Source organism: Bacillus sp. OV322, from assembly GCF_900112495.1.
Lineage (GTDB): Bacteria > Bacillota > Bacilli > Bacillales > DSM-1321 > Peribacillus.
On record NZ_FOMA01000003.1, the window covers coordinates 403,667 to 430,573 of the forward strand.

Below are 26,907 nucleotides of genomic sequence, written 5' to 3' on the forward strand. Positions count from 1 at the left end.
TCATATGATATATGAAGATGGTATCCAGGGGGCATTTTTTTATGAAGCTTGAGCGATTGACCAACAATAAAATAAAAATATTTTTAACCTTAGATGATCTTATCGACAGAGGCATAACGAAAGAAGATATAAAAGGGAATTCGCTGAAGGTCCACAAGCTTTTTCAGGATATGGTAGAAGAAGCATGTGATGAATTAAGTTTTAAAATGACAGGATCCATTGCGATTGAGATCTTCACCCTCCAGGCTCAGGGGCTGGTTATTATCGTCACGAAGGACGAAGAAGAGCTTTTGTCAGATGAAGATGAGTTTTTGGACCTTCAGGTTAAGGTAGGGGAGCATCCGCACATTTTATACAGGTTCGAAGATTTTGAGGATGTCATACAATTGTCGCATTCGCTTAAGTTCAATGGGATAGTCAAAAGCTCGCTGTTTAGCCTTGAAGGCCATTACTATATGTGGATAGAAGATGTCGGCGAAGATTTATTCAATTTGGCCATTTCCCTTGCAGCTGAATATGGCTCAGTTTCTACTCTGACACTTTATAGGCTCCAGGAGTATGGGACTTGCATTATTTCAGGTAATGCTATTTCCGTTATGACGGAGCATTTTAAAATGTGACTCTTAGAGTACCGCTGCTTTTTGTCCAAATGCAGAGTTGCTGTTAAGCATTTGTCTTCCTCTGCCCGGAAAAATTCGTGCGTTAATCTTCAAGAACGGGCAAGGGATACTAGTGCAGTATTCAGAGCTGTGTGCAAGCCCTATAGGGTAAATAAAGCCTTATTCAAAAGGAAACTCCATATATTCTGGAGTTCCCTTTATTTATTTTAGGGTATTTTCCTATTTTTACGATCAGGTTGTTTGGAGCGTAAGTGCTGGACTTCAACAGGTAAGGGGGGACAAGTGAGACCTGCAGGCGGAGAGGGGAAAATCACCGCTCAGGACGAGGAAATCAGCTGCCTTGTTTCATGGCAGTAAAGTGTTCAAATACAGCTATTGGCACTGTTAGGTGGGCGTGTAGCAGGCTGATCATGCGAAATCGAACGATTAAATTATATTACTATAATTTTAAAGCTGGATTTGTACTCTTTTTCTTTTTAAATATGATCGAAAACACCATGAGTTGGCAGCGTTTACAAAATCATGTGAAAAAATTGGACAATTGCTTTTTTTATCCTTTGCAGAAGGTTGGTTAAGGTGTATACTATGTCATGGAAGGTGAGCCAAAGCCTGAAAATAGCCTATTAAACGAGACTTTAGGAGGTAAGCAGATGGTAGCCGAAAAAGGTACTGACCATACTAACGAAGAAGAAAAACATGATGTGCTGAAGTCTACTCAGACTGTAATACATAAAGCATTGGAGAAGCTCGGATATCCCGAGGAAGTGTATGAGCTTTTGAAAGAACCTTTACGTTTGCTCACTGTTAAAATTCCGGTAAGAATGGATGATGGATCTGTAAAGATCTTTACAGGTTACCGTGCACAGCATAATGATGCAGTGGGTCCTACAAAGGGAGGAATCCGTTTCCATCCGGATGTAACGGAACGTGAAGTAAAAGCGCTTTCTATCTGGATGAGCTTGAAATGCGGCATTGCTGATCTTCCTTATGGCGGCGGAAAAGGCGGCATCGTCTGCGATCCGCGCAATATGTCCTTCCGTGAGCTTGAAAAGCTGAGCCGCGGCTATGTGCGGGCAATCAGCCAAATCGTCGGGCCGACTAAAGATATTCCAGCCCCGGATGTTTTTACTAACTCCCAGATCATGGCATGGATGATGGATGAATACAGCAGGATTGATGAATTTAACTCACCTGGCTTCATTACCGGTAAGCCTCTTGTGCTTGGCGGTTCACATGGCCGTGAGTCCGCTACAGCCAAAGGGGTGACAATTGTCATTAATGAGGCTGCGAAAAAGCGCGGCATAGATATTAAGGGCGCCCGTGTAGTTGTACAGGGATTCGGCAATGCAGGAAGCTTCCTTGCCAAATTCATGCACGACGCAGGCGCGAAGGTAGTCGGCATTTCTGATGCTTACGGCGCCTTATACGATCCTAATGGCCTTGATATTGATTATCTATTAGATCGCCGGGACAGCTTTGGTACGGTTACGAAGCTATTTAAAAATACCATTTCCAACAAGGAATTGCTGGAATTGGATTGTGAGATCCTGGTGCCTGCGGCCATTGAAAATCAGATCACTGAAGAAAATGCCCACAATATACAGGCTAAAATCGTTGTCGAGGCTGCAAACGGCCCTACAACAATAGAAGCCACACAAATCCTGACTGAGCGGGGAGTGCTGCTTGTGCCGGATGTGCTTGCTTCTTCAGGCGGTGTAATTGTTTCTTACTTTGAGTGGGTCCAGAATAATCAAGGCTACTACTGGTCAGAAGAAGAAGTTGAAGAAAGACTGGAAAAAATACTTCTAAAATCGTTTAATAATATTTATGAAACAGCTCAGACCCGGCGTGTGGATATGAGGCTTGCAGCTTACATGGTCGGCGCAAGAAAAATGGCAGAAGCATCCCGTTTCCGCGGGTGGATTTGATAAAATAAGCCTTCTGCATTGAAACTGATTGAAAAATCTCCTATCATTATCTTGATGGGGGATTTTTTTTTACGCTAAAAAAGATCTCTGGATGAGCAGGAAGAGAAATTGAAATATAGTTTTTCTGCAATAAAAACCGGCTATAAAATCCGGCTGGAGGAGTATAGAACATGAACATAGAAGATGTAATTATAATTGGCGGCGGGCCCTGCGGACTTGCAGCGGCAATCGCTCTTGAAGATGCCGGGATAAAGGCACTTGTCATAGAGAAAGGCAATATTGTCAATGCCATATATAACTATCCGACACATCAGACTTTTTTTAGCTCAAGCGAAAAACTTGAAATTGGAGATATCGCTTTCATTACAGAAAACCGCAAGCCGGTAAGAAACCAGGCCCTCGCTTATTATAGGGAGGTTGTAAAAAGAAAAAATCTCCGCATCCATTCTTTTGAACATGCTGAAAGCATTAAAAAACAAAACAACGGTACTTTCCTTGTGCAAACCTCGAAGCAGCAGTACCAGGCAAATAAAATTGTTGTGGCAACAGGCTACTACGATAACCCTAATTATATGTGCATTCCCGGTGAGGATTTACCGAAGGTCCATCATTACTTCAAAGAAGGGCACCCGTTTTTTAATCAAGATGTATTGGTGATTGGCGGAAAAAATTCAAGTATCGATGCTGCCTTGGAATTGGTTAAAGCAGGTGCACGGGTAACGGTTATATACAGGGGACTGGAATATTCCCCAAGCATCAAGCCGTGGATACTGCCGGAATTCGAAGCGCTCGTCCGAAACGGAACAATTAACATGGAATTTGGGTCGGTAGTAGATGAAATCACGGAAAACACAGTGAGTTATCATACTGGCGATGTTAAAAAAACACTAAAGAATGACACCGTTTTTGCAATGACAGGCTATCATCCTGATCATTCTTTCTTAATGAGCATGGGAATCGGCATTGATAAAGAAACAGGCAAGCCAGTCCATAACCCTGAAACGATGGAAACGGATGCGGAAGGCATATATATTGCAGGAGTTATAGCTGCAGGAAATAATGCCAATGAAATTTTCATCGAAAACGGACGCTTTCATGGAGGGCTCATTGCGAAAGATATTTCAATGAAAACTGAAGGACTATAATGAAAAAGGCTCATCCTGCATATGCATAGGATGAGCCTTTTTTTCTGTCAGCTATAAGGAAAAAATGTCACTGATGGCATCCTGGGAGCTTTCAGAATGGAGGGCAATCAGCAGTTTTATCCGCGCTTTTTGCCCGTTAAGTCCATTAGAGAAGATTACACCCATTTCTTTCAGGTGTTTTCCGCCGCCCTGGTAGCCGTAGATATCCTGTGCAATGCCATTAAAACATCGGGAAACAGCGACAATAGGGATATCTGATTCGATAAGGGACTTTATGCCTTCAATTGTTCCGGGCGGCATATTGCCCTGTCCAAGGGCTTCTATCACAAGACCGTCTATCTTCATTTCTTTCAGTGCATAAAAGAGGAGTGAATCCATGCCGGAATGGGCCTTGACCAATGCAACCCGCTTATGGATTGAATCAATGGGATAATGCTCCTTGCCTGTAGGCTGATGGTGGAAAGAAACACCCCGCTTTGTAACGATTCCGATTGGGCCGAATTGCGGGCTTTGAAACGTTGAAATATTGCTTGTGTGAGTTTTTGTCACGTTTTTCGCGGAATGAATTTCATCATTCAATACCACAAGCACACCCTTGCTTGCAGCCTCTTCACAGGTAGCTACTTTTATGGATGAAATAAAATTATACAATCCATCAGACCCTATTTCGTTGCTTGAGCGCATAGCGCCAGTCACAACAACGGGGATGCTGGCATTTAAAGTCAGATCAAGAAAATAAGCGGTCTCTTCAAGTGTGTCCGTGCCATGTGTAATGACAATGCCATCTATGTGCTGCGCGCTTAAAGCATGATCGATTCTCATTTTTATGTTCAGCATTTCTTTTGCCGTGATATGTGGTGATGGCAGATTAAAAGGTTCATCAATAATTAAATGGGCCATTTCCGATAAAGCCCCGGAATGCAATTTCATCGGGTTTTCTTCAGAGGGATTTACCGCTCCTGTTCTAGCATCCTCCGTCATGGAAATGGTTCCGCCTGTATGTATCACTAAAATATTTTTTTTCAACGCAGTTACCTCCGTGTTTTGATGGATCTCTGAAGGGATGAACCCTTTCGTTTTCTTTTTCCTTAATACATGATACGATTAAATAAAAAGAATGAAAAGAGGTCAGCCTATGCTGGTCATATTATCAGCGGGCATTGCACCTGGTTTGGCTCTGCTCAGCTACTTTTACTTAAAGGACCATTATGATACCGAACCATTATCTGTTGTGATAAAGGCTTTTATATTTGGCGCTTGTTTAGTGTTCCCGATTATGTTTCTTCAATATGTCCTGCAGGCGGAGAATATTGCAGGCACTGATTTTGGACATGCCTTTTTGTCTGCTTCTCTTTTGGAAGAAACCTTTAAATGGCTCATACTCATTTATATGATTTACCCGCATGTTGCTTTTGACGAACCGTATGACGGTATTGTTTACGGTGCATCTGTCTCCTTGGGTTTTGCTACGATGGAAAACATTCTGTATTTAGTAGGAAACGGTGTGGAACACGCATTTACAAGGGCCATATTGCCAGTTTCCAGCCATGCTCTTTTTGGCGTGATCATGGGCTATTATATCGGCAAAGGGAAATTTGCCAAATCGAAAAAGAGGGCATATGTACTGCTTGCACTGGCTATTCCGTTTTTATTGCACGGCATCTACGATTATATACTTTTGGCCCAAAAATCCTGGGGATATTGGATTCTTCCATTTATGGCATTCCTATGGTGGCTCGGCCTGAAAAAAGTCAAGACGGCAAGACTTCTTTCAGATTTCCATGCAAGCGGATCACTATAAAAAAGACAAACTTACAGAGGTTTGTCTTTTTTTTTTGCTCTTTTCTTTAGGCTCTTTTCTTAAAGATTATGTTAATGAGTTCTAGGGTGTAATTCCACTGTTAACTAGGGATTAGAGCGAAAGGTGCAAACCTCTTGAAGAATCAGCGGAAAGCGAGCATCCTGGAGAGGAAATCAGCTCCCTGTTCCATATCAGCAAGGTTTACGAAAACAGCCTTGTTATACAGAGAATAAAATCTTTCATTAAGAGGAAAATAGGTTTACATCCATATATGAAAAGAGGGAGTGTATTTGATGAAAGGGGTTTCGTCAATATGGAGGGTCTTGTTCCTGTCCTGCTGTATAGTTTGCATGCTTTCAGCACATCAAACAAAGACAAGTGCCTTTTCCGGCCAGGTCATTCAAAAAGGTGCGGTTGGTGATGATGTTATAGAGCTCCAGGCGCGTCTTCAGAATATCGGTTATTTTAAAGGGAAGATTGATGGTGTATACGGGTGGGGCACATATTGGGCGCTCAGGAATTTCCAGAAGGATTTCGGTTTGCCGATTGACGGGCTTGCTGGTACAACCACAAAAAATAAGCTGGCAAAGGCATCGAATTTTGATCGTGCGTTTGTCCATGGGCAGATAGCAAAAGGAAATGATTTTACTTACTATGCCGGAGTGGATATCGATAAACAAATTAAGCCTAAAAAAGGCGCTGCCAAGCCTGCGAACCCACCAGCGAAAAATAGTCCGGCAAAAACAAGTACAGCTTCGGCTGCAAATTTGCCTGCGGGATATTCGCAAAATGATATAAAGCTTCTAGCCAATGCAGTATACGGTGAATCCAGGGGTGAACCGTACATCGGGCAGGTTGCAGTAGCAGCAGTTATTTTAAACAGAGTGGAAAGCACGTCGTTCCCTAACTCCATTTCAGGGGTCATATTTGAACCTGGGGCCTTTACAGCCGTCTCGGACGGGCAAATTTGGCTTACACCAAATGACCGAGCAAGGGAAGCTGTAATAGATGCCATAAACGGCTGGGACCCTACAGGGAATGCACAATACTATTTTAATCCTGAAACAGCGACGAGCAAATGGATATGGTCCAGGCCCCAAATTAAAAAAATCGGAAAGCATATTTTCTGCAAATAAAAAAGCTTTCCCGGCAAGTATCTTAATTACAGCTAAGCAATGAGGTGAAAGTGATGATCAAAAATATAGGGATTGCGGTCCTCGCTGCAGCATTGATCGGGGTGTCTGTGTGGGGATATAAGGAACATAAAGAAAAAAACGCTGTATTAATACATGCAGAAAATACATACCAGCGGGCATTCCATGATTTGGCCTATCAGGTAGATACCCTGCATGATAAAATCGGCAACACACTTGCAATGAATTCAAGAAAGTCTTTAAGCCCGGCGCTTACCGATGTATGGAGGCTCACTTCCGAGGCGCAAAATGATGTTGGGCAGCTTCCCCTTTCTTTGATGGCATTTAATAAAACTGAAGAATTCCTTTCGAAAATAGGAGATTTCAGCTATCAGACCTCTGTGAGAGACCTTGAAAAAGAGCCTCTTAATGACAAAGAATATGCAAATCTTAAAACACTATATACACAGGCTGGAGAAATACAGGATGAACTGAGAAAAACACAATACCTGGTGCTGAAAAACCATCTGAAATGGATGGATGTTGAAACTGCGCTGGCTTCAGGAGAAGCAAAGTCCGATAATACCATTCTTGACGGCTTAAAAATTGTCGAAAAAAAAGTATCAGTCTACAGCGAGTCTGACACACAAAATCCTACCAATGTCAGCATGGAAAAGCAAAACGAAAATTACAGCAACTTAAAGGGGAAGGAAATAACAAAAAAAGAGGCTGTTCTGGAGGCCAGGAAATATGCGAATTTCAGCAGGTCTGCAAAAGTTTCAGCAGAAAGTAACGGAAAGGGCGCAAACTACGGGTTTTACAGCATCACCCTGACGGATCCCTCAACAAAAGATGAAGCCAATATGGATATTGCCAAAAAAGGCGGTTATCCTATCTGGATGATTAATACCCGAAAGGTAAATGATGAAAAATTGGGTCTAAATCAGGCGGAGATGAAAGCTAAACAATTTTTAAAGAGTCACCAATTTAATTCGCTAGATTTATATGAAAGCTCACAATACGATCATATAGGTTTATTTAACTTTGTCGGATCGGTTGGCGGGGTAAGGATTTACCCTGATTCCGTTAAGGTGAAAATAGCACTTGATGACGGAAGTGTCATCGGTTTCTCGGCAGAAGAATTTCTGAAATCCAATAAAATGAGAAAAATTGGAACTGCAAAGCTTTCCCTTGAGCAGGCCAGGACGAAAATCAATCCAAAGGTGAAGGTTATGGAAGAGCGGAAAGCATTGATCATTAACGATGTTGACCAAGAAGTGCTCTGCTATGAATTTCTTGGAACAATTGGTGAAGATACATACAGGATTTTCATCAATGGCAATACAGGGCAGGAAGAAAAAGTGGAAAAATTAAAGAATGCAGAACGCATGTATGACAAATTTTTATAGCTGGCAAAGCTGATTGTCCCGAAATATACTGAATCATTAAATTTCATGGAAAGGAAAGGTACAAATGTACTTTTCCTTTTTTTCATTTCATGCAATAATTGACAAGTGAATGATATTTTGGATAATTATATCAATTTAACGTGACATAAGTAATGGGAAATTACATCTAGGAAGTGTGTGGAAAGATGATTAATATTGGCGATATTTTAATTTTGGAACCTAAATTTTCACCTCAGCGCGAGAAATATAAATGCATGATAGTAGAAATGAATGAAGACAGTTTATACATTGATTATCCGGTCAATACACAGACAGGAAAGGTCGTGTTTCTGACAGACGGATCTCAAATGAAAATGACCTTTACATCCCCTGATGGAACTGCATATCTTTTTGACTCGGAAGTGCTTGGCAGGGTGAAGGGAAATATACCGGCTATTCAAATGTCCCGTCCGGATGAAAGCACATTTATTAAAATTCAGCGCAGGCAGTTTGTAAGGGTCGAAACACCCATAGATGCAGCTATTCATCCCTTAAATAAGGAATTTCAGCCTTTTCGCGCCATTACAGAGGATATCAGCGCAGGAGGAGCTGCATTAAGGTTTGCGGGATGGCAGCATATTGAGCCTTCTTCCACGATTCTCCTGTGGCTCGTGCTGCCTCTGAAGTCTGGAGAAATTCAGTATCTGCACATGAATAGCAAGGTCATCAGGATGAGTGAAAGCGACAGCGGTTTTCAGCTTTTGTCAGTACAGTTTGCCGATCCCTCCGAAGCTGACACGCAAACCCTTCTGCGCTTCATTTTCGAAAAGCAGCTTGAGTTTAAGAAAAAAGGAATCATGGGTTAAGATAGCTGTAAATATTTTTGCTGAACCGTATAAAATCATCCTTTTTCTCCATACTGGGGATATAGTGACGCAAAGGGCTGATAATAATATGAAAACAGTAGAAAGACTTATGGTGAAACTAATATTGATCCAGCTTATTTTCCTGATTATCACACAGATCTGGTTTAATCAGGCCGCACCCAGGGAACTAAACAAACTGGTCCGTTATGAGGGTGTAAACAGCAATAATTATTCGAAAGTCATAGAAACTTTTCATGGTTTGGACGATTAAAGCGGGAATGCCGCTTTTTTTTTGCCATAAAATGAATTGCTGTTCAGATTATCTCTGAAAGGTTTTTGGGTAAGGGCAGAAAATGGGCCTTTTTCCTTGTATTCCTTCTATGTAACGGGATTGGCATTGCAATCAGATTGCATTCTTCCAGAAAAAGTGAAGCCTGCAAAAGAACACTTTTTTCATAGAAAACAGGTGTTTTGTGATAAAATAAAAGAGAAATAAAATGATCAGCAAGATTGGGTATTACAGGAGGAATTATGGAAAAGAAGATATCGATAGCAATCGACGGGCCTGCTGCTGCAGGAAAAAGCACGGTGGCTAAAATTGTTGCAGAAAAATACAGCTACATATACGTGGATACAGGAGCTATGTATCGCGCCTTGACATATAAATCCCTGCAGGAAGGGATTAATCTGTCGGATGAAAATGGCCTATCATCCCTTTTGATGAAAACACAAATTGAGCTAAAGCCAAGTGAATTAGGGCAGCTTGTTTACCTGGATGGGCAAAACGTTACATCCGAAATCAGGAATCCTGAGGTGACAGCTTCTGTTTCAGAAGCTTCAAAGCACCGTTCTGTCCGTGAAGAAATGGTAAAAAGACAGCAGAAAATAGGCGAGCGCGGCGGAGTTGTCATGGATGGAAGAGATATTGGAACATTCGTGCTTCCAAATGCAGAAGTTAAGATATTTTTGATAGCGTCCGTTGAAGAACGTGCAGAAAGAAGGCATTTGGAGAATCAGCAAAAAGGATTTTCTTCTGATATTGAGAAATTAAAGGAAGAAATCGCATTAAGGGACAAGCTGGATTCAGAAAGGGAAGTTTCTCCTTTGCGTAAAGCAGAAGATGCAATCGAAATAGATACAACATCATTGTCCATACAGCAGGTGGCTGAGAAAATAATGTCATTGATCGAAGAAAGGACAAGATAGGTTTGAATCTTTATAAATTCGGTAAAAACGTTGTTAAAGCATCTTTAACACCCATCTACAGAGTCAGGATCATCGGCAAAGAAAATATACCAAAAGAAGGAGGGGTCTTAATCTGTTCGAACCATATCGACAACCTGGATCCCCCTGTAGTCGGAATGACGGCAACCAGAGATATTCACTTTATGGCTAAAGAGGAGCTGTTCCGTCTTCCGCTGTTAAAGGAAATTTTGCCGAGGGTCAATGCTTTTCCTGTCAAAAGAGGGATGAGCGACAGGGAGGCCCTTCGAAAGGGACTGTCGCTTCTTAAGGAAGGAAGGGTCCTTGGGCTGTTTCCAGAAGGAACCAGAAGCAAAAACGGCGAGCTTGGTGAAGGGCTTGCCGGTGCCGGTTTCTTTGCATTACGTTCAAAGGCAGCAATCGTTCCATGCGCCATCATTGGCCCCTACAAGCTTTTTGGCCGGCTGAAGGTGGTATATGGAAAACCAATTGATTTCAATAAATATCGCGAACAAAAAACGTCTGCGGATGAAGCCACGGGCATTATTATGGAAGAAATCCGAAAGCTGATTGCCGAGCATAAATAAGTCTTCTTGCTTGACAATTTGGCGATTTTATTGGAATTTATTAATTAGGGGAATTATTCCGAATTATGAATTTATATGAAGCTTTATGTATTTCACTCTTATAAAGGCTGGCTTTTCCCTGCTGAAGCTTTCAGTCCAGAGCATATAGCCTAATCAAGAGAAATTCTGCAGAGCAGTCATGGGTTAAGGAGGAGTTCGTAATGACAGAAGACATGAACCAAGTGGAAGTAAACAGCTATGAGGTTGGGGATAAGGTAAAAGCAAGGGTATCTAAAGTTGAAGAAAAGCAAGTGATTGTTGATGTCGAAAACAGCAAGACAGACGGCATCATTCCGATCAGCGAGCTTTCAAGCCTTCATATCGAGAAAGCAAGTGATGCAGTTTCTGAAGGCGATGAGCTTGAGCTTGAAGTAATAAAAGTCGAAGAAGAAGCTATTATTCTATCAAAACGCAAAATTGAGGCGATTAAAGCCTGGGATGAGCTTGAAAGAAAGTTCGAAACTCAGGAGGTATTCGAAGCTGAAGTCAAGGACGTCGTTAAAGGCGGGCTTGTGGTCGATCTTGGAGTGAGAGGTTTCGTTCCTGCTTCATTGGTTGAAGATTATTTCGTAGAAGATTTCTCTGATTACAAAGATAAGACCCTCGCCTTTAAAATTGTCGAGCTGGAAAAAGACAAAAACAGGCTGATCCTGTCTCACCGTGCGGTCGTTCAGGATGAAAAGGAAAAGAAAAAATCCAGGGTCCTCGACTCCATCCAGTCTGGGGATGTTCTGGAAGGGACTGTACAAAGGCTTACGGACTTCGGCGCATTCATTGATATCGGCGGAGTGGACGGTCTCGTTCACATCTCCCAGCTTTCCCATAAACATGTGGATAAAGCCTCTGATGTCGTAACTGAAGGCGAAAAGGTCCAGGTCAAGGTGCTTTCCGTAGACAGAGATAATGAGAGAATCTCGCTGTCCATTAAGGATACTCTGCCGGGGCCTTGGCAGGGAATTTCTGAAAAAGCCCCAAGAGGAGCTGTTCTGGAAGGAACGGTTAAACGATTGGTCACTTTCGGTGCTTTTGTTGAAATTCTGCCGGGAGTAGAGGGACTTGTTCATATCTCGCAAATTTCCCATAAGCATATCGGCACTCCTCAGGAGGTGCTGAGAGAGGGACAAGGCGTGAAGGTTAAAGTACTGGATGTCAATGAAGATGAGCAGCGTTTGTCACTTAGCATCAAGGATCTTGAAGAACAGCCATCCTCGTATAATGCTGACTATGAACTTCCTGAAGAATCAAAAGGTTTCCAGCTGGGTGAAATGATCGGCGACCAGCTGAAGAAGCTAAAATAAAATCAATTTTCCCCCGCGTGCTGGCAGATAAACGTCATATGCTGACTGCCAGACAAATAGGGGGACCTTATAAAAGCCGCCTGGGCTAAAAGCGCTGTTTTGCGCTTCTGCCCACAGGCGGCTTTTTTTTCGGCTCTACACGTAATCCAGAAAGAGATTAGTGTTCATTTCTTTTTCTTGCTTCTTCCGGGCTTTCCATTTTCGTTGCTCCTGGAAGGCCCAGTGATTGATCACGGTCGGATTCTACACGTTTGCTCTCCCTTAACTTTTTCTCCTGGCGGTCTTTTCCCATATTTGAACACCCCCTTCTACTGTAAGATGACTAAAAAATGGCTGTATTATGTATCGGGTCCATGACAGGAAGAATGAAAGGTTTAATCCTGAATTAAAGCAGATATAATGTTTCCTATAGGAGGCGTGTGTATGGAGGGTTTGCTTTTTTATTGGATGGCATGGATGTCTTGGGTAGTTGTCATGTTTTTTATACCAAAAACGATAAAATTCCGTTTTGTTTTGCTGTTTCACATACTGTCTGTAATATCCTTGGCAGGTTATCAGCTAGACGTGCAGAGATACAGCATAAATACCGCAGCCATTTATCTTTTCGCGGTTATTTGCGCATCCATTCGCAATAAAACGCTTAGCAATCAGATTAATTTTATATGTACATGTGTCATTCTGGCACTTGCTTATTCAAGTTTAGAGATGTTTGCCCTATTAGACCCGGTTTGGGTTATATTCAGTAAAACAGCCATACTGGCCATTTTAATTAATTATGCGGCTATCCTTTTAATTAAAGATTGGAAAATGAGGATTTTGTCCATTATTCTGGGCCTTGTGCTTGGAGACTGTTTATATGCAGCGGTCCTCTATTACATTGGCATGCCATATCCTGCAGCTTCTTTCGAGTGGCTGGATAAAGCAGCGGTTATTATGGGAGCGGGCTTATGCTGGGTATTGATGGAGACTGTCATCGGGCTTCTTCAAAGCTATATGAAATATGGCCAAAGGGAGAAACAGGGCTAAATGAATAGGCTCTTTTAAGTTTGTGACCTGATCATTGAGGGCATGCTGTTTTCATACAATCATTGTTGATTAGCTGAAAATTTGATACTATATGATAGTTAGCGGAACAGAAGAATGAAAAACCATGCGGATACAAAGCCATGGGGCATGACGGCCAAGGCTGATGGAATCTTTTCCAGGCAGGCCATTTTTGCAGGTTCGCATGTCAGAATGCAAAATTTTGCGATCTTCTAACATCTTTTGCGGGATAAGACTGAAGTCAAGAAGCTCTCTTACGCAGACTGCTTGTGGCATATACGTCGTACACCCGCAATGAAAAGATGGAAATCAACAATGCAGACTTTAAACCATAATAATGAATGCATTCATGAATTTCATGATAACAGATACAGCTTATGAAAGGGTGAGAAGCAATGCCAAAACCGGTAGTTGCAATCGTCGGACGTCCTAACGTTGGGAAATCGACCATTTTTAATAGAATAGTGGGCGAGAGGGTTTCCATTGTTGAAGATGTGCCAGGCGTGACAAGAGACAGGATTTACAGTTCAGGAGAATGGCTGAACCATGATTTTAACATTATTGATACAGGCGGAATTGATATCGGGGATGAACCGTTTCTTGAGCAGATACGCCAGCAGGCGGAAATTGCCATTGATGAAGCGGATGTTATCATTTTTATGACTAATGGCCGCGAAGGTGTGACAGGCGCCGATGAAGAAGTTGCAAAAATTCTTTATAAATCGAAGAAGCCTGTAGTGCTTGCTGTCAATAAAGTGGACAATCCTGAAATGAGAGAACAGATTTATGATTTCTATTCACTTGGTTTCGGCGAACCATTCCCGATTTCGGGATCTCATGGATTGGGTCTTGGAGATTTGCTTGATGAAGCTTCAAAGCACTTTCCGCAATTTAATGGCCAGGATTATGATGAAGATGTTATAAAGTTCAGTTTGATCGGAAGGCCTAATGTCGGGAAATCCTCACTCGTTAATGCGCTTCTTGGTGAAGACCGCGTTATTGTTAGTGAAATCGAAGGAACGACAAGAGATGCGATTGATTCTCCTTATACATATAATGGCAGGGAATATGTCATTATCGACACGGCTGGAATGAGGAAAAAAGGAAAGGTTTACGAAAGTACAGAGAAATATAGTGTACTGAGGGCCTTGCGGGCAATTGAACGCTCTGACGTTGTGCTTGTTGTCCTGAATGCAGAAGAAGGCATCAGGGAACAGGACAAAAAGATTGCAGGCTATGCGCACGAAGCAGGCCGAGGCGTAATCATTGTCGTAAATAAATGGGATGCCATAGAAAAAGATGAAAAAACGATGAAGGAATTTGAAGAAAACATTCGCGCGCATTTTCTGTTTTTGGATTATGCTCCAATCGTTTATTTATCTGCTAAAACAAGGAAACGGACACATACATTGCTTCCGATCATAGATAAAGTCAGCGAAAGCCATGCCCTGCGTGTGCAGACGAACGTTCTGAATGAAGTCGTGATGGATGCTGTTGCCATGAACCCGACTCCGACACATAATGGAAGCCGTTTGAAGATTTACTACACCACACAGGTAGCGATAAAGCCACCAACCTTTATCGTATTTGTAAATGATCCTGAGCTTCTGCATTTTTCATATGAAAGATTTCTTGAGAACCGGATTCGTGATGCCTTTGAATTCGAAGGTACACCAATCAGGATCTTTGGCCGGCAAAGAAAATAAAAAGGACGGTGCTAATAATGGCAGAAACAAAACAAACAGTGGCCGTCATCGGTGCTGGAAGCTGGGGAACTGCACTTGCCATGGTGCTTGCCGACAACCAGCATGAAGTAAGGCTGTGGGCCCATAATGAAAACCAGATTTCAGAAATCAATGAACATCATACAAACCATAAATACTTGCCTGATATCACTTTGCCTGAAGGAATTACAGGTTATCATTCCCTCACGCAGGCTTTGGATGGGGTAACTGTTGCGGTTTTGGCTGTTCCGACAAAAGCGGTACGTGAAGTGCTTGCAAAAGCGTCAGCAGAAGCATCACAGCCTCTTATCATCGTTCATGTCAGCAAGGGAATCGAGCCGGATACACTTCTGCGCATTTCAGAAATGATCGAAGAATCCGTTCCAGGGGAATTGCTGGAAGAAGTTGTGGTATTATCCGGTCCAAGCCATGCGGAGGAAGTAAGCCTCCGCCATCCTACAACAGTAACCGTATCTGCACGTAATATGAAAACGGCTGAAAAGATACAGGATCTGTTCATCAACCAGAATTTCCGGGTTTATACGAATCCTGATATCATTGGTGTAGAGATAGGCGGCGCCCTGAAGAATATCATTGCACTTGCTGCTGGAATCACAGATGGACTGGGATATGGCGACAATGCCAAGGCAGCACTGATCACCCGCGGCCTGGCGGAAATTTCCCGTCTGGGAACAGCAATGGGGGCAAATCCCCTTACCTTCTCCGGCTTGACAGGAATCGGGGATCTGATTGTGACCTGTACAAGTGTGCATTCCCGGAACTGGAGAGCGGGAAATATGCTTGGCAAAGGTAAAAACCTTGATGAAGTGCTTGATAGTATGGGTATGGTTGTCGAGGGTGTAAGAACCACAAAGGCTGCATATCAGCTGGCAGAAAAATATCAGGTGGACATGCCGATTACAAACGCACTATACAATGTGCTGTTTAATGGCCAGGATGTTAAGGATTCTGTTGATGCCTTGATGACTCGCATGAAGACAGGCGAAATGGAAGACTTGTTTAATATATTGGATGAAAGAAAGAATGATTGACCATTAAGGCTTTTTCAGGGAAAGGAAAGGAAATTTGCATGAATTGGGCATTTCGTGATGCAAATTTCCTTTTTCTTGCATACAATGCAACGAAAGTAAGCTGGTATTGCAGCCTGGCAAGGGTAATTTAGTCGATGACAGAAGATGTTATTCATGATATCTTCTGTTTTTTTTTGCTCCTCACCAGATCGGCTATTTTGGGTTTCGGTCATCATGGCCAAATAAGTAACTTCATCTTGTTATTTTATTCTATATTAGGAAATGAATATGTTATAATATGACCTGGATAGAGGAGTGATATTTATGACACCAGCGCTTCAGAAAATGTGGATTTCATTTGCAGCCATGTTTTTTATGGGAATATCAATTATAGCCATATACATAAGCCGTAATAAATTAAGGGGATTCCTTAAGCTGATTACTGCTGTTTTTGCATACATACTTATGATCTTAGCCGGCCTGATAATATTTATCATCGTTTTCAGCGGGCCGACCGATTAGACGGGGCGAAACTATGAAAAACTTAAAAATGATTTCTATTTCACTATGTATTTTACTGTTGCTTGCCGGATGTGCGTATCCTCATGAAAAGATGTCAAAGAATCTCGTGCCATATCGTGAACAAATTCAGTCCGTTCAAACGGCTGTCAACCAGTTTCAAAAGGATGAAGACGGGATCCTCCCGATAAAAACAAAGCCGGGAGATACACCGATTTATCAAAAATATATTATCGATTTTACAAGGATTTCACCTAAATACATAGCCGAGCCTCCTGGCAACTCTTTTGAATCAGGCGGGGTATTTCAATATGTACTGGTTGATCCCGAACATCATCCGACAGTGAAATTATTCGATGTCCGGCTGGCCGATGCCATCCAGAGCCTTTCAATGCGGCTAAACAGCTACAGGCAGGACCATGGGTACCCTCCATTTAAAGAAAGGCTTTCTGCTGATGTTTTTACCCTGGATTATAAAAAGCTTGGATTAAAGGAAGCCCCAGCTGTTATGAGCCCTTACTCTAAAAAAGAGCTGCCGCTGGTCATCAACTCCGATGGTGATATTTTTGTGGACTATACACCCGATTTGTACGATTTTCTTCAAAAATACAAAAAAACCTTTAAAAATGGAGAGGATATCAGAAGGATCCTTGTGGAACATTCTGATTTCGTACCAGCCTATTCATTGCCTTATACAATTGACCCAAAAACAAATAAGCCGATATTCCTTACAAAATAGTCATAACCCTTCTTCTGCAAAATATATTGTAGTAGAAGGGTTATTTTTTATCTTCTTCTAAAATTTCCATAACGGCCAGCAGCACTGGAGGGAATTCGTTATGGAGACAATTTATTGATTTAGTTAAATAATAGCGGCCCTTATATAAAAACATTCGCGCAAAAACAGCCAGATAGGGCGCCTGTTTCTGCAGTACCTGCTACCCTGGCTTATTTCAGAAGCAATTATGGCAATTAAATTTTGTATGGAGGAATGCACATAACTCTATAAACAGAAGAATAAATTTTTAGGACAACATCATATGATTGTAATGTCCGAATGAAATAAGCAGATTGATTGATCCCAAGACTTTAAATGCGGGAGGGGTTCCCTTGGAAAAGGTAGATATTTTTAAAGATATAGCGGAGCGTACAGGCGGTGATATTTATTTAGGTGTAGTCGGTGCTGTAAGGACCGGTAAATCTACATTCATTAAAAAGTTCATGGAGCTGGTTGTCATCCCTAACATTGGCACAGAAGCTGACAGGGCACGCGCCCAGGATGAGCTGCCGCAAAGTGCTGCAGGCAAGACGATCATGACAACCGAACCTAAGTTTGTTCCTAACCAGGCAGCCTCTATCCATGTTTCTGAGGGACTTGATGTTAACATCAGGCTGGTGGACTGTGTTGGATATACAGTGCCTGGTGCGAAGGGGTATGAAGATGAAAATGGGCCAAGGATGATTCATACGCCATGGTATGAAGAGCCAATTCCCTTTCATGAAGCAGCTGAAATAGGCACAAGAAAAGTTATTCAAGATCATTCCACACTAGGTGTCCTGATTACAACAGACGGAACGATTGGTGAAATACCGCGCAAGGATTATCTTGAGGCAGAAGAACGGGTTGTCGAAGAATTGAAGGAGGTTGGGAAGCCTTTTATCATGATCGTAAACTCTGTTCAGCCGCATCATCCTGAAACTGTTGCACTGAAGGAAAATCTTCAGGATAAATACGATATTCCAGTCCTTGCCATGAGCGTGGAGGGAATGAGGGAAACGGATGTATACAGTGTGCTGCGGGAAGCACTGTATGAATTCCCTGTACTTGAGGTGAATGTTAACCTTCCAAGCTGGGTAATGGTGCTGAGGGAGAATCACTGGCTTCGTGAAAGCTACCAGGAAGCTGTTAAAGAAACAGTGAAAGATATTAAACGGTTAAGGGATGTGGACCGTGTTGTGGGCCACTTCAACGATTTTGAATTTATTGATCATGCAAGCCTTGCGGGAATTGAAATGGGGCAGGGTGTCGCGGAAATTGATTTATACGCGCCTGACGAATTGTATGATGATATTTTAAAAGAAATAGTCGGAGTTGAAATAAGAGGAAAAGATCATCTTTTATCACTTATGCAGGATTTTGCTTATGCTAAAGCAGAATACGATCAGGTGGCAGATGCTCTGAAAATGGTAAAACAGACAGGGTACGGGGTTGCAGCTCCTTCATTGAATGATATGAGCCTCGATGAACCGGAAATTATCCGGCAGGGCTCCCGTTTTGGAGTCAGGCTGAAGGCTGTCGCGCCGTCCATTCATATGATTAAGGTAGATGTTGAATCAGAGTTTGCACCGATTATCGGTACAGAAAAACAAAGTGAAGAGCTTGTCAGATACTTAATGCAGGACTTTGAAGATAACCCATTGTCCATCTGGAATTCAGATATTTTCGGCAGGAGCCTGAGCTCTATCGTGAGAGAAGGAATCCAGGCAAAGCTTTCTCTAATGCCTGAAAATGCACGTTATAAATTGAAGGAAACACTTGAAAGAATCATCAATGAAGGTTCAGGCGGCTTGATAGCCATCATTTTATAGAACAGGCATGTGATCAATTCCATTGTGGATTGATCTTTTTTTTGCTCTTTTCTTTAATACGTTCTGTGAAGCGATCCATTTGTTAAACCGGGCTGATTGGAGTATAAGGCGCGAGACTCCCGCTAAGCCCGCAGAAAGCGGGCATACTGGAGCGGAAATCAGCCATACTGTCCCAAATCAGAAAAGTTTTTACGTAAACTGCTCTTTAAAAACACAAATGAAGTGATAAAACCCTTGTTATATCTGTGTTTTAAACAATTAATTTTGTTTATGCCGCCTTATTTAGGGAAAGAATCAGGTATGCAGAAGGAAAAATTTTTAATATATGCAAATTCTTATGAAAAGATTCCCATTATTTTTTGAATTTCCTTGCTAAGAGAATGACATTTATGATAATCTACATACAGAAAACGCGTAAAGACGCCATTTTAACCTGACTAATTCATGTTCCCGGTCCTTTTCCGGGTATGCCAATGCTAAACTGCCAACGTTTTTTTGTTAATGGACAGGGCTAGTGTTGCAGCTAAAAGTAACAAATCACTATTATACAGTGTTTGTAATATTGATTTTTTATAAAGTTCTTTGGGAGGAGGTGAATGGCATGAACAAAACAGAATTAATTAACGCAGTTGCAGAAGCAGGAGAGCTTTCTAAGAAAGACGCTACGAAAGCTGTTGATGCTGTTTTTGATACAATCTTAGACGCTTTGAAAAGTGGAGATAAAGTTCAATTAATTGGTTTTGGCAACTTTGAAGTCCGTGAGCGTGCGGCTCGTAAAGGGCGCAACCCTCAAACTGGCGATGAAATCGAAATCGCTGCAAGCAAAGTGCCGGCATTTAAACCAGGTAAAGCACTTAAAGACGCTGTTAAGTAATTACATACTGACTGTTAGCGTTAAAGGAGGACCACGTGAAACAAAGCGTGGTCCTTTTTGCTTCTTATTTTTAAAGTGTGATAAGATACATTACAGCTGGGATATTTGCTAAAATAGAGCATATGCCAAATTTTGCGGTAAATCGGAAATCCTATTTCTGCCCCGAGAGTCAGAAGGGCAATCATGGATACGATTGTGATATACATAATGAATGATTGATTTTAGGAGGATGAACCATGGCAAATGTAAACCATGAAAAAATAGAAGAAGCAATTCGGATGATACTGGAAGCTGTCGGAGAAGACCCTGAGCGCGAAGGATTGCTTGATACACCGAAGCGGGTTGCAAGGATGTACGAAGAAATTTTTTCAGGCCTGAACCAGGATCCAAAGGAGTACTTTCAAACAATATTCGGCGAGGACCATGAAGAGCTGGTGCTCGTGAAAGATATCCCGTTTTATTCTGTATGTGAACATCATCTTGTGCCTTTTTACGGTAATGCCCATGTGGCTTATATCCCTAAAAACGGCCGTGTTACTGGGTTAAGCAAGCTGGCGAGAGCAGTAGAGGCTGTGTCGAAAAGACCGCAGCTGCAGGAAAGGATTACTTCTACAGTAGCAGACTCCATCATGGAACAGCTGGAGCCGCATGGTGTAATGGTGGTTGTGGAAGCGGAGCACATGTGCATGACAATGCGCGGAGTCAAGAAACCTGGTGCAAAAACCGTTACTTCTGCAGTAAGGGGAGTATTTGCTGAAGATCACCGCACCAGATCTGAAGTGCTGTCATTCATCAAAAATTAACCGGTAATCCAAGTGAAAGGCGGCGGGGAATAGTGGAAGATAAAATCATGAATGATTTTGTAGTAATAAAAGCGATAGAAGACAGCGTCAACGTCATTGGGCTTACACGGGGCACGGATACAAAATTTCATCACTCTGAAAAGCTCGACTCCGGGGAAGTGATGATAGCCCAATTCACTGAGCATACGTCTGCGATTAAAATAAGAGGACATGCTAAAATTTATACTCCATATGGAGAAATTGAAAGCGAGTCAAAAAAGAGTTCTTCTGACAAATAAGGATGACCGGATATTATTCTCTTTTTGAAAAATATCCTGTCGCCTATCACATGGGAACTTGCTATAATGCCGTAATGCATACCGTTCAGTTGCTTTATTGCAAAAATAATGTGTTCAAAGTACCAACCTAATATTTTTATGTTATAATGATGTGGGTTTTTTAAACGGCAAGAACACTAAACTGAACAATAATTAAAATTATCTTACGGGGATGCAAGGTGATCTCAATTGTTAAATATAAATAATCTTTTAACAAAATTAAAAGGAATGATTGAATCAAAGGCAAATCATCCATATCTGGCCGAGTTCCTGGATAAGCCCTTGATCGATGAAGATAAACTGCTGCTCTTATGGGGCCTATTCAATGAATTGGATATGCCTGAAGAAGACAAAAACAGCAGCATCTTATCTGCCATGCTTATGCAGGTCGCTCTTGATACGCATGAGAACGTCACGAATTCTGTGGGAAGCGGCGAAAGCGGTAAAGTGCTCAGAACTCGGCAGCTGACTGTCCTGGCTGGTGACTTTTATAGCGGTTTATATTATCAGATCCTGGCAGATGAAGAAAACCTGCCGTTAATCCGCATATTGGCCAGCGCAACAAAGGATATGAACGAGCATAAAATCGCCTTATATCAAAAGACGATAGATGAAACGTCCGGCCTGCTGCATAGCCTGGGCGTAATCGAATCCTCTTTAATATATAAAACAGCCGATCTATATAAATTGCCTTTGTGGATGGAATTATCACGAAGCCTGCTATTATTGAACCGGCTTCAATCGGAAAAAGACAGGTTTTTAACTGGCGGGAAGTCACTTGCTATGGAAATTCTTGCGAAGATTTCCTTTTCCAATAAAGATAAATACAGCGAATTGTCAAAAGAACAAAGAAAATTCCTGCTGAATAAAATGGACCACTGCATCATATATGCACAAAAGTCAGCCAAACAAGCAGCGGACAAGCTTTCTCCTGCTAGCCAGCTTAAAAAGAGAGTAAGTGCAATCCTTGAACAGACAGCCGTAGCAGCAAGTTCATTCGTGGAAGAGGGGTAAGCGATTTGGAATCAAAAGAAGAAAGAGTCCATCATGTATTTGAAAAAATATATGGAAATTATGATGCGATGAATTCTGTCATCAGCTTTAAACAGCATATAAAATGGCGGAAAGCCACGATGCAGGTAATGGATGTCAAGCCTGGATCAAAAGCTCTGGATGTCTGCTGCGGAACAGCTGATTGGACCATTGCGCTTGCTGAAAAAACAGGTCCGAAAGGCAGGGTCACTGGTCTTGACTTCAGCAAAAACATGCTGAAAATCGGTGAACAAAAGGTGAAGGACCTTAAATCGGACAACATTACTCTTATACATGGCAACGCAATGGAACTGCCGTTTGAGGATAATAGTTTTGATTATGTGACAATTGGCTTCGGGCTTAGAAACGTTCCCGATTACATGACCGTGCTGAAGGAAATGTACCGTGTCCTTAAACCCGGCGGAATGGCTGTATGCCTTGAAACGTCCCAGCCGACAATGGCTGGTTTCAAACAAATGTATTATTTCTATTTCCGTTTCATTATGCCGCTTTTCGGAAAATTATTTGCTAAAAGTTTCAGCGAATATTCATGGCTTCAGGAGTCTGCCCGTGATTTTCCCGGCATGAAAGAATTGGAAGCAATGTTTAAAAAAGCAGGCTTTGCCAATGTAAGTTATAAAGCCCATACCGGAGGAGTAGCTGCCTCGCATTTTGGATATAAAACTGATAAATAGTAGCAAAAGCATTTGCAAAGCTGGGTGGAGTTTATGAAATTTAAAATGTTGTATTCTTTCTTGAATACGGATCTGCAATTAATTGAAAAAGAACTAGAGGCTGCCATACAGGCTGAATCTCCTGTTTTAACAGAAGCGTCTTTGCATTTGCTGCAATCAGGCGGGAAAAGGATTCGCCCAGTTTTTGTATTGCTGGCTGCACAGTTTGGGAACTATGATATTCATGTTGTAAAACATGTTGCTGTATCACTTGAACTCATTCATACTGCATCACTTGTGCATGATGATGTTGTGGATGATTCCGATTTGCGCAGAGGAGCTGCTACCATTAAATCGAAATGGGATAACCGAGTCGCTATGTATACAGGCGACTACATATTTGCCCGCTCGCTTGAAATGATGACGCAGATATCTAACCCGCTCGCTCATCAAATCCTTTCACATACCATGGTGGAGCTGTGTGTCGGAGAAATCGAGCAAATACAGCATAAATTTTACTTTGAACAAAACCTGCGGACTTATCTGAGAAGAATCCGCCGCAAGACGGCTCTTCTGATTGCTTCCAGCTGCCAGCTTGGGGCCTTGGCTGCGGGGGCAGATGAAGAAATACATAAAAAATTATTCCGTTTCGGGTATTATGTCGGCATGTCCTATCAAATCACGGATGATATTCTTGACTTTACATCATCAGAGAAAGATCTCGGAAAGCCTGCAGGAAGTGACCTGATCCAGGGGAACATCACTCTTCCTGTTTTGATAGCCATGAAATCCCATGGTTTAAAGCCCTTGATAGAAACAGTCCATGAAGGAATGGACGCTGATAAAATGCCTGAAATCATCGATGCCATTAAGAAATCGGGTGCCATTGATGAAGCTTCAAAAATAAGCAGTTCCTATCTGGATAAAGCTTTTAGGGAGTTAGACGGACTACCCTCAATCAGGGCAAAAAGAGCACTATCCGAAATTGCCAAAAACATTGGCAAAAGAAAGTTTTAAGGGTATATATTGCGTATTCCGATAAACCATGATAATATTTCAACGACTGCCTGAAAAAGGCAAATCACTTAATACATAGTGGGAGTGGACAATTATGGAAAAGACGTTTTTAATGGTCAAGCCTGATGGCGTACAACGTAACTTAATCGGTGAAATCGTATCAAGATTTGAGAAAAAAGGTTTCCACCTTGCAGGAGCAAAGCTTATGAGCATTTCTCAGGAGCTTGCAGAAAAGCATTATGGTGAACATAAAGAACGTCCATTCTTCGGTGAACTAGTTAATTTCATCACTTCCGGCCCTGTATTTGCGATGGTATGGGAAGGCGAAAATGTCATTGGCACTGCACGTCAAATGATGGGTGCTACAAATCCTAAGGATTCAGCTCCTGCCACAATCCGCGGCGATTTCGCAGTAACTGTAGGCAAGAATATTATTCACGGATCTGATTCTCCTGAAAGCGCTGTTCGTGAAATTGGCCTGTTCTTTAAAGAAGAAGAACTAGTAGAATATTCAAAGCTGATTAACGAGTGGGTATACTGAAAATAGGTTTATCAAGGCCAGAACTTTAAAAAAGTTCTGGCCTTATTTTTTTAAAGACTCTTTTCTTAAATATTGCTGTTTTTTAATATGTTCTGTGAAGTGTAAGGTGCGAGAGTGTGGGATTAGCCGGAAGGTGAGACTCCGCAGCATTGCTTGTGAGGCTCACCGCCCGCCCCGCGGGAAGCGAGCATCCTGGAGCGGAAATCAACCCCTTGTTCCATAGCAGCAAAGTTTACGAAAACAGCCTTTTAAAATGAACAAAAATCAGCAGAAACATAAATTATGCGCCATTTGATCCGATATACCTATTTAGATGGAAAAATTAACAGGGAGTCGTTGGAGTATGCCACAGGATTATGAACAATTTATCATCAGCATTAAAAATCTGACCGGCATTGATTTGTCTCTTTATAAAGAAGCACAAATGAAACGCCGGTTAACATCATTATATGAAAAAAAAGGCTTCAAATCCTTTGGGGAATATTTTCGCGATATTCAAGGAAATCCTGCCCTTCTTCACGAATTCCTGGACAGGATTACAATTAACGTTTCTGAGTTCTACCGCAATGCAAAACGCTGGGAAGTGCTCGAGAAAAAAATCTTGCCCCGTTTGATCGGATCTTCCAAAAAACTGAAAATCTGGAGCGCTGCTTGTTCCACAGGGGAAGAGCCTTACACGATTGCCATGGTGCTTTCCCACTGGCTCCCGCTTTCGCAGATAGAGATATTTGCCACAGATCTTGATGAGAATGTATTGGCCAGGGCCAAAACAGGTGTTTATCCTGAGCGGTCATTAAATGAAGTGCCACCTGAAATGAAGAACAAACATTTTTCAAAAGAAGGGGAATATTATCTGGTATCAGATGAGATAAAAAAAACTGTCACTTTCCAGAAACAGAATCTGCTTGCAGACAGGTTTCAATCTCAGTATGATTTGATTGTATGCAGGAATGTCCTGATTTATTTTACGGAAGAAGCCAAAAACTCTTTATACAAAAAATTCAGTGAATCATTAAAAAGCGGAGGAGTTTTCTTTGTAGGAAGCACGGAGCAGATTTTCAACCCCTCACAATTTGAATTTGAAACTGAAGATACTTTTTTCTATAAAAAGATTTAGATTGCTGTCTTTCAGAGATGGAAAAGTTTTTTTCGGCATTTTAATGATTTATAATGAGGTTGTGTATCCTATTTGTGGATACTCAGCCTTTTTTTTATAGGGCTCTTTTCTTAAAGATTGTTGTTTTTTAATTGTTCTGTGAAGTGAACCTGTTGTTAAACCAGGTAGATTGGAGTGTAAGGTGCGACAGTGTGGGATTAGCGGGAAGGTGAGACCCCGCAAGCATTGCTTGTGAGGCTCACCGCCCGCCCCACGGAAATCACCCCTTGTTCAGGTAGCAGCAATGTTTACGAAAACAGCCGCCCAATATTAGATTAGAGCATGAATAAGGATTAATTTTTAGATAACCGGAAGAATTTTTTAATGTATGGCAGGCCGTTTCATGATAAAATGTGTTATATTAGTACATACACGCTTTACAGCACAAAAGGAGTGAAGGGAATTGAGATATTTAACAGCTGGAGAATCACATGGTCCGCAGCTTACTGCGATAATCGAAGGTTTGCCTGCAGGCATGCCGATTACAGAAGGAGATATTACAGAAGAACTGGCCAGGAGGCAAAAAGGACATGGCCGCGGACGCAGGATGCAAATTGAAAAAGACCAGGCCTTCATTGCTTCAGGCATACGGCATGGTTATACACTGGGCTCGCCGGTTGCCTTGGTTGTAGAGAATAAAGATTGGAAACACTGGACCAAAATTATGGGCAGTGAACCTATCAGTGAAGAAGAAGCAGAAGAAGTTAAACGAAAAATAACCAGGCCCCGTCCAGGGCATGCGGATTTAAACGGCGGAATTAAATACGGACACAGAGATTTGCGCAATGTACTTGAACGATCCTCAGCACGTGAAACAACGGTAAGGGTTGCCGCAGGAGCAGTGGCGAAAAAGATGTTATCTTTGCTTGGTATTGAAATAGCTTCACAGGTTCTTGAGATTGGCGGCATAAAGGCGGAATCACTTCCATACAGCTCGCTGAAAGAACTGAAGGAAGCAACGGAAGCATCACCTGTCCGCTGCTTTGATAAAAGTGCAGAACAGAATATGATGGATGCGATTGATGATGCCAAGAAAAATGGCGATTCCATTGGAGGAATTGTGGAAGTGATTGTGGAGGGAATGCCAGCTGGAGTCGGCAGTTATGTGCATTATGACCGCAAGCTCGATGCCAGGCTTGCAGCAGCAATCATGAGTATTAATGCTTTCAAAGGCGCTGAGATAGGCATCGGGTTTGAAGCTGCCCATCGCTTTGGCAGTGAGGTGCATGATGAAATTGCGTGGGATCCAGAAAGAGGCTATTACAGGACTAGCAATCGCCTGGGTGGTTTTGAAGGCGGGATGACAACAGGCATGCCAGTTGTCGTGCGCGGTGTAATGAAGCCGATCCCCACTTTATATAAGCCTTTAAAAAGCGTGGATATTGATTCCAAGGAAACATTCCAGGCAAGTGTTGAGAGAAGTGACAGCTGTGCTGTTCCTGCAGCAGCTGTTGTGGCTGAAGCAGTGGTGGCCTGGGAGCTTGCTGCTGCCATTGCCGAACAATTCCCTTCTGATCAATTCGGACAGCTTGCAAGCTATCTGAAGGCATACAGAGAAGAAATTAAGGAGTTTTAATA

General features: G+C 42.1%; 28 protein-coding genes. 26 read left to right on the plus strand and 2 right to left on the minus strand.

The features are described 5' to 3' along the window. The first annotated feature begins 41 nt into the window (after positions 1-41). The 3 genes from BM126_RS09760 to BM126_RS09770 all read left to right on the plus strand — a co-directional run bounded on the left by BM126_RS09760 (position 42) and on the right by BM126_RS09770 (position 3,693). Positions 42-620, plus strand: a complete 579-nt coding sequence (locus tag BM126_RS09760; RefSeq protein ID WP_090989313.1) for an adaptor protein MecA — start codon at positions 42-44, stop codon at positions 618-620. Between the two features lie 650 nt (positions 621-1,270). Then, positions 1,271-2,548, plus strand: a complete 1,278-nt coding sequence (locus BM126_RS09765; protein ID WP_090989314.1) for a Glu/Leu/Phe/Val family dehydrogenase — start codon at positions 1,271-1,273, stop codon at positions 2,546-2,548. A gap of 170 nt (positions 2,549-2,718) precedes the next feature. Beyond that, on the plus strand, positions 2,719-3,693 hold the full coding sequence (locus BM126_RS09770) for a YpdA family putative bacillithiol disulfide reductase (RefSeq protein WP_090989315.1): 975 nt from the start codon (positions 2,719-2,721) through the stop codon (positions 3,691-3,693). Positions 3,694-3,744: 51 nt separating this feature from the next. Here BM126_RS09770 and BM126_RS09775 read toward each other — a convergent pair whose 3' ends face one another. Continuing rightward, positions 3,745-4,719: an asparaginase gene (locus BM126_RS09775; RefSeq protein WP_090989316.1), complete on the minus strand. Its 975-nt coding sequence runs from the start codon at positions 4,717-4,719 to the stop codon at positions 3,745-3,747. 109 nt (positions 4,720-4,828) lie between these two features. Between BM126_RS09775 and prsW the strand changes: the two genes are divergently transcribed. From prsW to rpsA, 8 genes are all read left to right on the plus strand, one after another. Beyond that, entirely contained in the window at positions 4,829-5,494 is a 666-nt protein-coding gene (gene prsW / locus BM126_RS09780; RefSeq protein WP_090989317.1) for a glutamic-type intramembrane protease PrsW, read from the plus strand. A gap of 350 nt (positions 5,495-5,844) precedes the next feature. Continuing rightward, entirely contained in the window at positions 5,845-6,630 is a 786-nt protein-coding gene (sleB, locus tag BM126_RS09785; RefSeq protein ID WP_256213042.1) for a spore cortex-lytic enzyme, read from the plus strand. Between the two features lie 53 nt (positions 6,631-6,683). Then, positions 6,684-8,036: a germination protein YpeB gene (ypeB, locus tag BM126_RS09790; RefSeq protein WP_090989319.1), complete on the plus strand. Its 1,353-nt coding sequence runs from the start codon at positions 6,684-6,686 to the stop codon at positions 8,034-8,036. A 185-nt stretch (positions 8,037-8,221) separates the two neighbouring features. Next, positions 8,222-8,881 carry a flagellar brake protein gene (locus tag BM126_RS09795; RefSeq protein WP_090989320.1) on the plus strand — a complete coding sequence of 220 codons (660 nt, stop codon included), beginning with the start codon at positions 8,222-8,224 and terminating at the stop codon, positions 8,879-8,881. An 88-nt stretch (positions 8,882-8,969) separates the two neighbouring features. Next, positions 8,970-9,152 (plus strand): DUF5359 family protein, encoded by a 183-nt coding sequence (locus BM126_RS21900; protein WP_141770053.1) that lies wholly within the window; start codon positions 8,970-8,972, stop codon positions 9,150-9,152. A gap of 260 nt (positions 9,153-9,412) precedes the next feature. Further along, positions 9,413-10,087 carry a (d)CMP kinase gene (cmk, locus tag BM126_RS09810; RefSeq protein WP_090989323.1) on the plus strand — a complete coding sequence of 225 codons (675 nt, stop codon included), beginning with the start codon at positions 9,413-9,415 and terminating at the stop codon, positions 10,085-10,087. Between the two features lie 2 nt (positions 10,088-10,089). Continuing rightward, entirely contained in the window at positions 10,090-10,671 is a 582-nt protein-coding gene (locus BM126_RS09815) for a lysophospholipid acyltransferase family protein (protein WP_090989324.1), read from the plus strand. Positions 10,672-10,871: 200 nt separating this feature from the next. Next, positions 10,872-12,008 carry a 30S ribosomal protein S1 gene (rpsA, locus tag BM126_RS09820; protein ID WP_090989325.1) on the plus strand — a complete coding sequence of 379 codons (1,137 nt, stop codon included), beginning with the start codon at positions 10,872-10,874 and terminating at the stop codon, positions 12,006-12,008. 157 nt (positions 12,009-12,165) lie between these two features. On the opposite strand, the gene BM126_RS09825 is transcribed toward rpsA, so the two are convergent. Further along, entirely contained in the window at positions 12,166-12,300 is a 135-nt protein-coding gene (locus BM126_RS09825) for a YpzI family protein (protein WP_090989326.1), read from the minus strand. A gap of 131 nt (positions 12,301-12,431) precedes the next feature. On the opposite strand from BM126_RS09825, the gene BM126_RS09830 reads away from it, so the two are divergent. The 15 genes from BM126_RS09830 (at position 12,432) to aroC (ending at position 26,905) form a co-directional block, all read left to right on the plus strand. Continuing rightward, positions 12,432-13,034, plus strand: a complete 603-nt coding sequence (locus BM126_RS09830; RefSeq protein WP_090989327.1) for a YphA family membrane protein — start codon at positions 12,432-12,434, stop codon at positions 13,032-13,034. Positions 13,035-13,447: 413 nt separating this feature from the next. Then, the gene (gene der / locus BM126_RS09835; RefSeq protein WP_071351170.1) at positions 13,448-14,758 is read left to right on the plus strand and encodes a ribosome biogenesis GTPase Der; all 1,311 of its coding nucleotides are present in this window, start codon (positions 13,448-13,450) and stop codon (positions 14,756-14,758) included. A gap of 17 nt (positions 14,759-14,775) precedes the next feature. Then, positions 14,776-15,828 carry an NAD(P)H-dependent glycerol-3-phosphate dehydrogenase gene (locus BM126_RS09840; RefSeq protein ID WP_090989328.1) on the plus strand — a complete coding sequence of 351 codons (1,053 nt, stop codon included), beginning with the start codon at positions 14,776-14,778 and terminating at the stop codon, positions 15,826-15,828. A 303-nt stretch (positions 15,829-16,131) separates the two neighbouring features. Continuing rightward, a complete protein-coding gene (locus BM126_RS09845) occupies positions 16,132-16,329 on the plus strand; it encodes a DUF2768 domain-containing protein (protein ID WP_071351172.1) in 198 nt (65 codons plus the stop codon). Between the two features lie 13 nt (positions 16,330-16,342). Next, positions 16,343-17,065: a hypothetical protein gene (locus BM126_RS09850; RefSeq protein WP_090989329.1), complete on the plus strand. Its 723-nt coding sequence runs from the start codon at positions 16,343-16,345 to the stop codon at positions 17,063-17,065. A 371-nt stretch (positions 17,066-17,436) separates the two neighbouring features. Continuing rightward, complete coding sequence (spoIVA, locus tag BM126_RS09855; RefSeq protein ID WP_090989330.1) at positions 17,437-18,915, plus strand: stage IV sporulation protein A; 1,479 nt, start codon at positions 17,437-17,439, stop codon at positions 18,913-18,915. Between the two features lie 601 nt (positions 18,916-19,516). After that, positions 19,517-19,789, plus strand: coding sequence for an HU family DNA-binding protein (locus BM126_RS09860; RefSeq protein ID WP_071351175.1), 273 nt, complete (start codon positions 19,517-19,519; stop codon positions 19,787-19,789). Positions 19,790-20,025: 236 nt separating this feature from the next. Next, positions 20,026-20,592 carry a GTP cyclohydrolase I FolE gene (folE, locus tag BM126_RS09865; RefSeq protein ID WP_071351176.1) on the plus strand — a complete coding sequence of 189 codons (567 nt, stop codon included), beginning with the start codon at positions 20,026-20,028 and terminating at the stop codon, positions 20,590-20,592. Between the two features lie 47 nt (positions 20,593-20,639). Then, positions 20,640-20,870: a trp RNA-binding attenuation protein MtrB gene (mtrB, locus tag BM126_RS09870; RefSeq protein ID WP_083392109.1), complete on the plus strand. Its 231-nt coding sequence runs from the start codon at positions 20,640-20,642 to the stop codon at positions 20,868-20,870. A gap of 228 nt (positions 20,871-21,098) precedes the next feature. Next, entirely contained in the window at positions 21,099-21,923 is an 825-nt protein-coding gene (locus tag BM126_RS09875) for a heptaprenyl diphosphate synthase component 1 (RefSeq protein ID WP_090989332.1), read from the plus strand. Positions 21,924-21,928: 5 nt separating this feature from the next. After that, positions 21,929-22,636 carry a demethylmenaquinone methyltransferase gene (locus BM126_RS09880; protein ID WP_090989333.1) on the plus strand — a complete coding sequence of 236 codons (708 nt, stop codon included), beginning with the start codon at positions 21,929-21,931 and terminating at the stop codon, positions 22,634-22,636. A 33-nt stretch (positions 22,637-22,669) separates the two neighbouring features. After that, positions 22,670-23,632: a heptaprenyl diphosphate synthase component II gene (gene hepT, locus BM126_RS09885; protein WP_090989334.1), complete on the plus strand. Its 963-nt coding sequence runs from the start codon at positions 22,670-22,672 to the stop codon at positions 23,630-23,632. A 94-nt stretch (positions 23,633-23,726) separates the two neighbouring features. Next, the gene (gene ndk / locus BM126_RS09890; protein ID WP_090989335.1) at positions 23,727-24,173 is read left to right on the plus strand and encodes a nucleoside-diphosphate kinase; all 447 of its coding nucleotides are present in this window, start codon (positions 23,727-23,729) and stop codon (positions 24,171-24,173) included. Between the two features lie 343 nt (positions 24,174-24,516). Continuing rightward, positions 24,517-25,290, plus strand: coding sequence for a CheR family methyltransferase (locus BM126_RS09895; protein WP_090989336.1), 774 nt, complete (start codon positions 24,517-24,519; stop codon positions 25,288-25,290). 442 nt (positions 25,291-25,732) lie between these two features. Next, positions 25,733-26,905, plus strand: a complete 1,173-nt coding sequence (gene aroC, locus BM126_RS09900; protein ID WP_090989337.1) for a chorismate synthase — start codon at positions 25,733-25,735, stop codon at positions 26,903-26,905. Positions 26,906-26,907 lie beyond the last annotated feature (2 nt).